The sequence below is a fragment of the Streptomyces bobili genome (assembly GCF_002154575.1).
In the GTDB taxonomy this organism is placed as follows: Bacteria; Actinomycetota; Actinomycetes; order Streptomycetales; family Streptomycetaceae; genus Streptomyces; species Streptomyces bobili.
On record NZ_MUBA01000599.1, the window covers coordinates 1 to 10,955 of the forward strand.

At 70.2% G+C, this 10,955-nt stretch carries 9 protein-coding genes and 1 pseudogene; 6 read left to right on the plus strand and 4 right to left on the minus strand.

Annotated elements, in window-relative coordinates; genetic code table 11:
* A partial coding sequence (locus BZL64_RS34590) for an RtcB family protein (protein ID WP_143663393.1) occupies window positions 1-393 on the minus strand: 393 nt, incomplete at its 3' end.
* A gap of 202 nt (window positions 394-595) precedes the next feature.
* Here BZL64_RS34590 and BZL64_RS34595 point away from each other — a divergent pair.
* The 3 genes from BZL64_RS34595 to BZL64_RS34605 all read left to right on the plus strand — a co-directional run bounded on the left by BZL64_RS34595 (window position 596) and on the right by BZL64_RS34605 (window position 3,841).
* On the plus strand, window positions 596-1,432 hold the full coding sequence (locus BZL64_RS34595; RefSeq protein WP_086773033.1) for a hypothetical protein: 837 nt from the start codon (window positions 596-598) through the stop codon (window positions 1,430-1,432).
* Window positions 1,433-1,551: 119 nt separating this feature from the next.
* Window positions 1,552-2,460, plus strand: coding sequence for a DUF3558 family protein (locus BZL64_RS34600; RefSeq protein WP_086773034.1), 909 nt, complete (start codon window positions 1,552-1,554; stop codon window positions 2,458-2,460).
* Between the two features lie 76 nt (window positions 2,461-2,536).
* The gene (locus tag BZL64_RS34605; RefSeq protein WP_086773035.1) at window positions 2,537-3,841 is read left to right on the plus strand and encodes a DUF2637 domain-containing protein; all 1,305 of its coding nucleotides are present in this window, start codon (window positions 2,537-2,539) and stop codon (window positions 3,839-3,841) included.
* Between the two features lie 88 nt (window positions 3,842-3,929).
* Here BZL64_RS34605 and lysS read toward each other — a convergent pair whose 3' ends face one another.
* Window positions 3,930-5,696 (minus strand): lysine--tRNA ligase, encoded by a 1,767-nt coding sequence (gene lysS / locus BZL64_RS34610; RefSeq protein WP_086773036.1) that lies wholly within the window; start codon window positions 5,694-5,696, stop codon window positions 3,930-3,932.
* A 158-nt stretch (window positions 5,697-5,854) separates the two neighbouring features.
* Between lysS and argS the strand changes: the two genes are divergently transcribed.
* From argS to BZL64_RS34620, 3 genes are all read left to right on the plus strand, one after another.
* Entirely contained in the window at window positions 5,855-7,624 is a 1,770-nt protein-coding gene (argS, locus tag BZL64_RS34615; RefSeq protein WP_086773037.1) for an arginine--tRNA ligase, read from the plus strand.
* Between the two features lie 84 nt (window positions 7,625-7,708).
* A complete protein-coding gene (locus BZL64_RS39985; protein WP_158101582.1) occupies window positions 7,709-7,861 on the plus strand; it encodes a hypothetical protein in 153 nt (50 codons plus the stop codon).
* Between the two features lie 313 nt (window positions 7,862-8,174).
* On the plus strand, window positions 8,175-8,960 hold the full coding sequence (locus tag BZL64_RS34620) for a DUF4253 domain-containing protein (RefSeq protein WP_086773038.1): 786 nt from the start codon (window positions 8,175-8,177) through the stop codon (window positions 8,958-8,960).
* A 13-nt stretch (window positions 8,961-8,973) separates the two neighbouring features.
* Here the strand turns inward: BZL64_RS34620 and BZL64_RS34625 are convergent, their stop codons facing one another.
* On the minus strand, window positions 8,974-10,182 hold the full coding sequence (locus tag BZL64_RS34625) for an aminotransferase-like domain-containing protein (protein WP_086773039.1): 1,209 nt from the start codon (window positions 10,180-10,182) through the stop codon (window positions 8,974-8,976).
* Window positions 10,183-10,327: 145 nt separating this feature from the next.
* Window positions 10,328-10,955 (minus strand): annotated as a pseudogene (locus BZL64_RS34630) (transcriptional regulator); the annotation flags it as partial.

Consider the following 10,955-nt stretch of genomic DNA (forward strand, 5'->3'; position numbering starts at 1 on the left):
GTCCCACCCCCCGGTCGCGAGCCCATGGAACCGCCCCGGCTCGACGGGACTGTCATGCATCCCCCGTCCCACCGGAATCGCCTGCTCGATCTTCGACCGGAGCCGGGACAGGTCCCCCGGCAGGTCGTTCGCCGTGAGGGAGGTCTTGACCGCGGACATTCCGCAGCCGATGTCGACGCCGACCGCCGCCGGGCACACCGCTCCCTGCATGGCGATGACCGAACCGACCGTCGCGCCCTTGCCGTAGTGCACGTCCGGCATGACGGCCAGGCCCTTGATCCACGGCAGGGTGGCGACGTTGCGCAGCTGCTGGAGCGCGCCGTCCTCGACCGTCGCGGGGTCGGCCCACATACGGATCGGAACCTTCGCGCCCGGCATTTCCACATACGACATATCGTCCTCATTCCCCCGGAAACCAACAGAAGTCATAAAGCGCAAAACCGGCGCCAAGGTGGCCATTCAGGACGGCGGACCGGCATCCACGGTGTTGCGTGCGATACACATTGTCTGCTGGGGCCACCCCTGTCCGGCAAGCGATTAAGCAGCGGGGACACTGGAATGCCACCCACGATCTGACCGTCGAGAGGAGCCGACCGTGCAGCGGAAGGCGTACGTACCCGGCGTCGCCGCACTCCTCGCGGTGCTGCTGGCCGGCTGCACGGGTAGTTCGGACGACGGTGGCACGACGGACAACTCCAATCCGGGGGACGCCGGCACGGCGACCGCCGTCGCCGAGCCGGGTCGCTACGACGCCCTGCCGGAGGCCTGCGGGGCGGTGGGCCGCAGCACTCTCGACTCTCTCCTGCCGGGTATTCGCCTGATCGCCGACGAGGCGCAGCGGGAGAGTGCCTATGCGGGTCAGGCGACGTTGACGTTCGACACGGACCGCAAGGCGGGCTGCCGTTGGAAGGTGGAGTCCACGGATGCCATCGACCACCTGCGTGTCGACCTGGAGCGGGTGGTGTCGTACGACACCGCTGTCAGTGACGACAGTCAGGCCGAGACGCTGTTCGCCCGGAAGGTGACGGCCGCGGGTCTGCCCGCGCCGACCCCGTCGGGCAGTGAGACGGCGACGTCGCCGTCCGCGTCCGCCTCCCCGTCCCCTTCCGCGTCCACATCCACATCGGCATCCCCCTCTTCTTCCGCTTCCGTCTCCGCTTCGGCCTCTCCCTCCGCTTCCGCCTCCGCCGACCTCCAGCCCCGTCTGCTCGACGATCTCGGTGACGAGGGCTTCGTGAACGACGTGCTCGCCAGCTCGGGTTCGACGGCGAAGCAGCGCATGGTGACTGTGGCGTTCCGCACGTCCAATGTCATCGTGACGATCGAGTACGAGGAGCAGGCGGCGTCGATCGGCGTCGTCCCGGACAGCAAGGAAATGCAGGACAGGGCCCGGAAACTGGCGGCCCAGCTCGCCGATTCCCTGGCCGGCTGAGGCCACTTCAGGCACACGGGCCGCTCGCGCCCGATGCCGTGGAAGCGGAAACGCACAGCTTCTTCACCGCGTACCGTGGCCCCCCGGACCCCGATCCGACCGCAGGAACCACGAGCGTCATGAGTGAAGGAACCATGCAGCGACGAGCCCAGCGAGACGACCAGCGAGCCCGGCGAACGATGCGTGCGGGGGGCTTGAACCGCCTCTTGGCCGCGGCGGCCGCAGTACCCGTGATGCTGATCGCCGCAGGCTGCTCCTCCGGCTCCGACTCGGGCTCGGGCTCGGGTGACGAATCCGGCGCGGCGCAGAAGAGTGGTGGCGCGTCGGCGAGTACGTCCCCGAGCGCGGAGCCCACGGTGCAGGCGGCGGCGTACGGTGCGCTGCCCGAGGCGTGTGGCGTGTTGTCGAAGAAGACCTTGACCGCGCTGGTGCCGAAGGCTCCGGCGAAGGGGAAGGAGGGGGCGTCGAGCGATACGGCGGCGCGGGCCTCCTGTTCCTGGTCGAGTCTGGACAACAACGGTGTGAAGGGTTCGCAGTTCCGCTGGCTGAACGTGTCCTTGGTCCGTTTCGAGACGGACGCGGCGAGCAGCGGCGAGCAGCAGGCGCAGGAGTACTACGCCAAGCAGGTCCAGGATGTGGCGGCGACGGCGGGTGCGAAGAACCCGAAGTCGCAGGCGGTCGCGGGTACGGGCGACCAGGCGACGACGGTGCGCTACGACCTGAAGAAGTCGGAAGGCGCGTTCAAGCAGCAGACGGTCGTGTCCCGGGTGGAGAACGTCGTGGTCACGGTTGACTACAACGGCGCGGGTCTGGCGGGTGACAAGACGCCGGACGCGGCGGCGTTGGTGAAGTCGGCGGAGCTGGCGGCCAAGGAGGCGGTGGCGTCGGTCGAGGCGGCCAACGGCGAGGGTGCGGGCGACGGTTCGTCGTCGCCGACGCCGTCGAAGCCGTCGTCGACGGCACCGTCGAAGTCGCCGTCGAAGTCGCCGTCCGCTTCGGCTTCCGCATCGGCGGCGAAGAAGAGCTGACGTACCGGCAACGCGCGAGCCGCACACATGTGCCACCCTGTTGCGCGCAACAACACGCAAGGGGAGGGGAGTACGGGTGGCAGCGCCAATCGAGCTGACTCGGACGCACCGCATTCTCATCGGTGTGGTCGTGGCCGGCGCCGTGGTGATCGCAGCGATCGGCTTCGCCGGTTCGTATGCGGCCGTCCGTGAGCTGGCCCTGCAGAAGGGCTTCGGGAACTTCTCGTACGTGTTCCCGATCGGCATCGACGCGGGTATCTGCGTCCTGCTGGCCCTGGATCTGCTGCTGACGTGGATCCGTATCCCGTTCCCGCTGCTGCGGCAGACCGCGTGGTTGCTGACGGCGTCGACGATCGCGTTCAACGGTGCGGCGGCCTGGCCGGACCCGCTGGGTGTCGGTATGCACGCGGTGATCCCGATCCTGTTCGTGGTGTCCGTCGAGGCGGCCCGCCATGCGATCGGCCGGATCGCGGACATCACGGCCGACAAGCACATGGAGGGCGTGCGGCTCACGCGCTGGCTGCTGTCGCCGTTGCCGACCTTCCTTCTCTGGCGGCGGATGAAGCTGTGGGAGCTGCGTTCCTACGAGCAGGTCATCAAGCTGGAGCAGGAACGTCTCGTCTACCAGGCCCGTCTGCGCTCCCGCTTCGGCCGGGCCTGGCGTCGCAAGGCTCCGGTGGAGTCCCTGATGCCTCTGCGTCTGGCTCGTTACGGCGTCCCGCTGGCGGAGACGGCGCCTTCGGGCTTGGCGGCGGCGGGCATCGAGCCGGCGTTGCTGCCCCCGGCGCCGAGGCAGGAGTTGCAGCCGCAGCAGGCGCAGCAGGCGCTGACGCCGGCGGAGACCGCGCGGGTACCGGCAGCCACCGCGGCGGCTGCCGGCGAGCAGCGTGCCGTTCAGCCCGCGCATGCGAACGCGGAGCGTGAGGCGAGCGAACCCGAGCCGGAGCAGAGTCCGTGGTTCCAGCCTCCGCCGCAGGAGGTTGCCTATCAGGGCGGCTACGACCCCATGTACGACCCGCAGGAACAGTACGAGCAGTGGTACCAGGAGCAGCTCCAGGCGGAGCAGTACCAGGGGCAGTACCAGCAGGAGCCCCCGTCCCAGGAGCCTTCGCCGGAGGAGACGGGCAGTTTCCCGATCCCGGTGGCTCCCGGCCGTACGCGTGAGCTGGGTGAGGGCGGTGGTCCTCCGGAGCCGGACGAGGAGGCGTACTACCAGGTCTTCCGTCAGTCGATAGACGGCAGCTACCCGACGCCTCGCGTCCTGGGGGACAACATCCAGGCGACGTACGGCGTGACGCTGAGCCCGAGCGCTTTGAAGGCGCTCACGGACACGTTCCAGCACCGCCACGGTCTGGAGCTGGAAGAGGACCACATCGCGTAAGCGGTACGCGGCAGGCCGCAAGCGGTACGAGGAGGGGGGCGCCCGGTGATCACCGGGCGCCCCCTCCTCGTACAAGGTCAGGAACGGCTTACTCCCCGAGCAGGGCCCGCACCCTCTCCTGTCCCACCGCGAGGAGCAGCGTGGGCAGGCGCGGGCCGGTGTCGCGTCCGACGAGCAGGTGGTAGAGCAGGGCGAAGAAGGTCCGCTGGGCGGTCTTGATCTCCGGCGGGAGTTCCTTCGGGGTGGCGTCGGCGGGGAAGCCGGCCTGGACCTTGGGGACGCCGTAGACGAGGTGGGTCAGCCCGTCGAGGGACCAGTGGTCGGCGAGACCGTCGAGCAGGAGCCGCAGCGAGTTCTGGGAGGCCTCGTCGAGGGACTTGAGGAGTTCGGCGTCGGGTTCGTCGCGCACGATGGTCCGCTGATCGGCGGGGACGTGCGTGTTGATCCAGGCCTCGGCCTTGTCGTAGCGGGGGCGTGCCTCGTCCAGCGAGCCGATGGGGTTCCCGGGGTCGAGTTCGCTGAGGATGCGCAGTGCCTGGTCCTGGTGGCCGGCGGTGATGTCGGCGACGGAGGCGAGGGTGCGGTAGGGCAGCGGACGGGGAGTGCGAGGCAGCTCGCCGCCGGCGGTACGGACGGCGCGGGAGTGGGCGGCCACGTCGGCGGGGAGCGCGGATTCGTCCGCGACCTTCGCGTCGAGCTTGTCCCACTCGTCGTAGAGCCGCTGGATCTCCTGGTCGAAGGCGATCTTGAAGGACTGGTTGGGGCGGCGGCGGGCGTAGAGCCAGCGCAGGAGCTGCGGTTCCATGATCTGCAGCGCGTCGGCGGGGGTGGGGACGCCGCCCTTGGAGGAGGACATCTTGGCCATGCCGCTGATGCCGACGAACGCGTACATCGGGCCGATGGGCTGCTTGCCGCCGAAGATGCCGACGATCTGGCCGCCGACCTGGAAGGAGGAGCCGGGTGAGGAGTGGTCGACGCCGCTGGGCTCGAAGACGACGCCTTCGTAGGCCCAGCGCATGGGCCAGTCGACCTTCCAGACGAGCTTGCCGCGGTTGAACTCGTTGAGCCGGACGGTCTCGGAGAAGCCGCAGGAGTCGCAGACGTAGGTCAGCTCGGTGCTGTCGTCGTCGTAGGCGGTGACGGTGGTGAGGTCCTTCTCGCAGTTGCCGCAGTAGGGCTTGTACGGGAAGTAGCCGGCGGTGCCGAAGCTGCCGTCGTCCTCGGCGGCGGCGCCGGAGCCCTCGGCGGCTTCCAGTTCGGCCTCGTCGAGGGGCTTCTGCTGCTTCTGCTTCGGGGGGGCCTTCTTGGTGCGGTACTGGTCGAGGATCGCGTCGATGTCGCCGCGGTGGCGCATGGCGTGCAGGATCTGCTCGCGGTAGACGCCGGTGGTGTACTGCCGGGTCTGGCTGATGCCGTCGAACTCGACGCCCAGTTCCGCCAGCGACTCGATCATGGCCGACTTGAAGTGCTCGGCCCAGTTCGGGTGGGCGGAGCCCTTGGGGGCGGGGACGGAGGTCAGCGGCTTGCCGATGTGTTCGGCCCAGGAGTCGTCGACTCCGGGGACGCCGGCCGGGACCTTGCGGTAGCGGTCGTAGTCGTCCCAGGAGATCAGGTGGCGGACCTGGTACCCGCGGCGGCGGATCTCGTCGGCGACGAGGTGCGGCGTCATGACCTCGCGGAGGTTCCCGAGGTGGATGGGACCGGAGGGGGAGAGCCCGGACGCGACGACGACCACGGGGGCGGTGGCGGGTGATGCCGCTTTGTCCCCGGCTCGGCGCTCCGACTCCTCGATGACCTCGTCCGCGAAACGGGAGACCCAGTCGGTGGTCTCGGTGCTCTGAGCCACGATCGGCACGTCCTCTGGTGTGAAGGCTGGAAGGCAGGAAGCCCGGAAGGCTTGAAGTCCGTCCATTGTCCCAGGCCGGACCGCATCCGCGAAAACCGCTTTTCACCGCGTGGGATACTCGGTTTCCGTAGTACTTCCGAAAACCCGAGCAGAACGGCAGCCACTCCATGGCCTCGGTCACGTCCCTCAGTCACTCCGTCGAACAGCACCTCGCGTCCGCCCTCTCGGCTGCTCTGCCGGAGGCCGTCGGCGCGGACCCGCTGCTGCGACGCAGCGACCGGGCGGACTACCAGGCGAACGGGATCCTGGCCCTGGCGAAGAAGGCGAAGGCCAATCCGCGGGAGCTGGCGACGCAGGTGGTCGCCCAGGTCGTCACCGGTGACCTGATCAAGGACATCGAGGTCTCCGGGCCCGGCTTCCTGAACGTGACGATCACGGACAAGGCGATCATCGAGAACCTGGGCGCGCGGTACGCGGACGCGGACCGGCTCGGTGTGCCGCTCGCGGACGCGCCGGGCACGACGGTGATCGACTACGCGCAGCCGAACGTGGCGAAGGAGATGCACGTCGGCCATCTGCGGTCGGCGGTCATCGGCGCGGCGGTGACGGAGATCCTGGAGTTCACCGGCGAGAGCGTGGTGCGCAGGCACCACATCGGCGACTGGGGCACCCAGTTCGGCATGCTCATCCAGTACCTGGACGAGCACCCGCACGAGCTGGACCACAAGGACGCCCAGGTGAGCGGCGAGGAGGCGATGTCGAACCTCGACCGTCTCTACAAGGCCGCGCGCAGGCTGTTCGACGCGGACGAGGAGTTCAAGACGAGGGCCCGGCGCCGGGTGGTGGACCTCCAGGCGGGGGACCCGCACACGCTCGCCGTGTGGCAGAAGTTCGTCGACGAGTCGAAGATCTACTTCTTCTCCGTCTTCGACAAGCTGGACATGGAGATCCGCGACGAGGACATCGTCGGCGAGTCGGGTTACAACGACATGCTGGCCGAGACCTGCCGCCTCCTGGAGGAGAAGGGCGTGGCGGTCCGTTCGGAGGGCGCCCTGTGCGTCTTCTTCGACGACGTCAAGGGCCCGGACGGCAATCCGGTCCCGCTGATCGTGCAGAAGTCGGACGGCGGCTACGGCTACGCGGCGACCGACCTGTCGGCGATCCGGGACCGTGTCTTCCAGCTGAAGGCCAACTCGCTCGTCTACGTCGTGGACGCCCGGCAGTCGCTGCACTTCAAGATGGTCTTCGAGACGGCGCGCAGGGCGGGCTGGCTGAACGGCGAGGCCACGGCCCACCAGTTGGCGTTCGGCACGGTCCTGGGCAAGGACGGCAAGCCGTTCAAGACCCGTGAAGGCGAGACGGTCAAGCTGGTCGATCTGCTCGACGAGGCGGTCGACCGTGCCACGGCCGTCGTCCGGGAGAAGGCGGAGAAGGTCGGCCTGAGCGAGCGCGAGATCGAGGAGAACGGCCGGTACGTCGGTGTCGGCGCCGTGAAGTACGCGGACCTGTCGACCTCGGCCGTGCGGGACTACAAGTTCGACCTGGACCAGATGGTGTCGCTGAACGGCGACACGTCGGTGTACCTGCAGTACGCGTACGCCCGTATCCAGTCGATCCTGCGCAAGGCGGGCGAGGCGCGTCCGGTAGCGCACCCGGAGCTGGAACTGGCCCCGGCTGAGCGGGCGTTGGGTCTGCACCTGGACCAGTTCGGCGAGACGGTCCACGAGGTCGCGGCGGCCTACGAGCCGCACAAGCTGGCGGCGTACCTGTACCAGCTGGCCTCGCACCTGACGACGTTCTACGACCAGTGTCACGTGCTGTCCGCGGACAACGCGCCGGAGGTCGTCGAGAACCGGCTCTTCCTGGTGGACCTGACGGGCCGCACCCTCCACAAGGGCATGGCTCTGCTGGGCATCCGCACGCCCGAGCGGCTCTGACGCCCACCCGGCGCCCGGAACCGACTCCTCACGCTCGCGCGTCCGTCCTCCAGAGGATGGGAACGCGAGCGTGGGGAGAGGCAGTTGGGTGGCACGGACGACCCGTCGATCGGCGAGGCACTGATCACCTTCCTGCTGATCGGAGGCGCCGGCGTGGTCATCCCGGCGGCCGTCGTCCTGCCGACGATCGGCCTGGGCATCTGGCTGACCCGTCTCCGGCGGCATCGACGCGGGTGACGAGGGCTGCCCTCCTGGCGGCCGCGGCAGCGGGCCTCACCGTGGGCCGGGTTCGGCGAACTCGCACGCGCCTCCAAGAACCCGGGGGCCGTCGAGGAGCGGTTGCGGGATGCCCGGCAGGTGAAGGTCGAAGAAGGCTGACACGTAGTCGCGGGTGAGGTCCCAGCCGCGTGGTCCGGACGGCGGTACGGCAGGGTCGGACAGGCCCACGTGCCCCTGTCGGCGGATCCCGTCAGACCTCGGTATCACACAGCCACGGGGACAGGGACGGCAGCAGGGTCCGATGTCAGTGGCTGCGCCTACAGTCACACGTATGGCGACTCTTCCGAATCCCCTGCCCAAGCTGGCGTCCGATCCCAGTGGGCGTTCCCTCGGGCTCCAGCTGCCGCCGGGCAGGCTGATCGACATGACGGACCAGGGCGTGTGGCACGAGCCGCTGCTGTGGCATGCCGCGCGGACCGCGGCGCCGGGCAACTGGTCGGCGCTGGGCGCTCCGGCGGGGCGGGCCGGGCTGGTGCCGGTCCTGATCGACCTGGGCGGTTCCCAGGGCGGGCCGGAGCAGTGGGACCTGGCGCCCGCCCGGATGTCGTATCCGGGGGATCACGACGCGGAAGAGGTGCTGGAGGACTTCTGGGAGGAGTGGGCGGCGGAGGACGAGGAGTGGCCGGGTCTGGCCGACGCCCCCACGCTCAACGCCGATCCGGACGTGCGGGCCGCGCAGATCGCCGACGCCCTCGCCGGTGAGGGCCCGTCGTGGTTCGGGGCACCGCACCTGGCCCTGGTCCCGGCCCGCCGCAGTGCGGACGTACCGGCGGCCATCGGCTGGTCGGGCCCGGTCAACCATGAGAACGACACGGCGCGGCTGGGCGCGGTCCTGCGTTCCTGGGAGGACCGCTTCGGCATACGGGTCGTCGGCATCGGCTTCGACGTGCTGGCCGTGTCCGTGGCGGCCCCGCCCACCACCGTGGCGGAGGCGGAGGCGGTGGCCGCCGAACACTTCGCGTTCTGCCCGGACAACATCCTCCAGGGATCCGGCACCCTGGAGGCGTACGCCAGCGGGCTGATCGGCGAGCACGTCTGGTCCTTCTGGTGGGACTGACGCGGGGCTGACCTCAGCGGCCGTCCCTCAGCCCCCGGCCCAGTCTCCGCAGCCCCTCCGCGATCTCCTCCGGCGTCTGTGTCACGAAGCAGAGGCGGAGGGTGGAGCGGTCGGGCTCTGCGGGGTAGAAGGGGGCGCCGGGGACGTAGGCGACGTCCTCGCTCACCACTCTGGGGAGCAGGGCGGCGGTGTCGTGCGTCTCCGGGAGCCGGGCCCACAGGAACATGCCGCCCTCGGGGCGGTTCCACACCGAGCCCTGCGGGAGGGCGTCCGGCAGGCCGGCGAGCATGGCGTCGCGGCGTTCGCGGTACACGGCGGCGACGCGTGCCACATGGGCGTCGAGGTCGGAGACGGCCAAGTAGCGTGCGGCGGCGAGCTGGTTGACGGTCGGGGTGTGCAGGTCGGCCGCCTGCTTGGCGACGGCGCAGGCCCGGCGCAGCTCCGCGGGCGCGCGCAGCCAGCCCAGTCGCAGGCCGGGGGCCATGACCTTGGAGAAGGAGCCGAGCAGCACGGTGCGGTCGCGGGCGTCGGGGTGGGCGGCGATCCAGGGGACGCGCTCGCCCTCGTAGCGGAGTTCGCCGTAGGGGTCGTCCTCGATGATCCACAGGCCGTGCCGGGCGGCGACGGAGGCGAGGGCGGCGCGACGCTCGGCGGGCAGGGTGCGGCCGGTGGGGTTCTGGAAGGTGGGGACGGTGTAGAGGAGCTTGGGCCGTTCGCGGACGACCAGCTCCGCGAGGGCCTCGGGGTCCGGGCCGTCCGCGTCCCCGGGGACGGCGACGATCCTGGCGCCGGCGAGGCCGAAGACCTGGAGGGCGGCCAGATAGCAGGGTTCCTCGACGAGGACGGTGTCGCCAGCGTCGACGAGCGCGGTGGCGAGCAGTGACAGGCCCTGCTGGGAGCCGGTGGTGACGAGCAGGTCGTCGGCGTCGGTCGGCAGTCCTCGCGCGGACATGCGCCGCGCCAGATGTTCCCGCAGGACGGGTTCGCCCTCGGTGGTGGCGTACTGGAGGGCCCGCCCCGGTGTCTCCTCCAGCACATGCCGGAAGGCGGCGGCGACGCCGTCACGGTCGAACAGCTCGGGCGCGGGCAGCCCGCCCGCGAAGTTGATCACCTCGGGGCGCCCGGTGACGGCCAGGATGTCCCGCACGGGTGACCCGCCGACAGTCCGGGTCCGCGCGGCGAGCGGCGGCACGGAAGCGATCGGTGTGGCGGCAACGGTCATGGAACGGCTCCTTCAACCACGGGCACGGCAATCCCCCACGCCCTCGTCCTCGCGCCCCCGCAGCCTAGAGAGACAGCTGCTGTGTACACACGGTTTTCCAGGATGCGGACGCGGGAGGGCGCCGGGTTTCGGGGCGGGCCAGGCGCTACGGCGCCGGCGAAGACCCCGCCCGCTGCCACGCGGATCCGCCGAGCGGGAACTCGTAGGCGGGCCGTCCGTTGTTGCCGCTGGTGCGGAACGGCCTGCCCTCGTCGTCGAGGAGCAGCGTGCCGTGCCGGGTGCCGCTGGACCAGGACAGCTCCAGCGTCCAGCTCACGTCGTACGCGGAGGCGTCGGCGTTGATGTAGTAGACCTCCGGGTCGGACTCGCTGACCTTGAACGGGAAGTCGGCGTGCCCGGCCTCCGGCACGACCGCCGGCCGTGCGGCGTCGAGGGCGACGGTGAAGTAGCGGGTCGGCACCCCGGCTCCGCAGCCGACGCCCGGATAGCCCATGGCGTAGTCGCTCCAGGCGAGCGGGGACCGCTTCTGGACCATGCGGACCTTCAGCCCGTCGACGACCACCGTCTCCTCGCCGGTGCCCTGCACGGTCAGCTCCAGGAACTGCTTCCCGGAGGGCACGGCCCCGTGCGCCGCCACCCAGGCGGGCGCGTCCTGCTCGACGGGCGGGGGCGAGACCCGCCCCGGCTCACGGTCGATCAGGTACCGCTGGTCGCAGGGGCTTTCCCAGGCGTGCGGGCGGATGCCGACGGTGAGCGGAGGCGTGCCGCTGCTG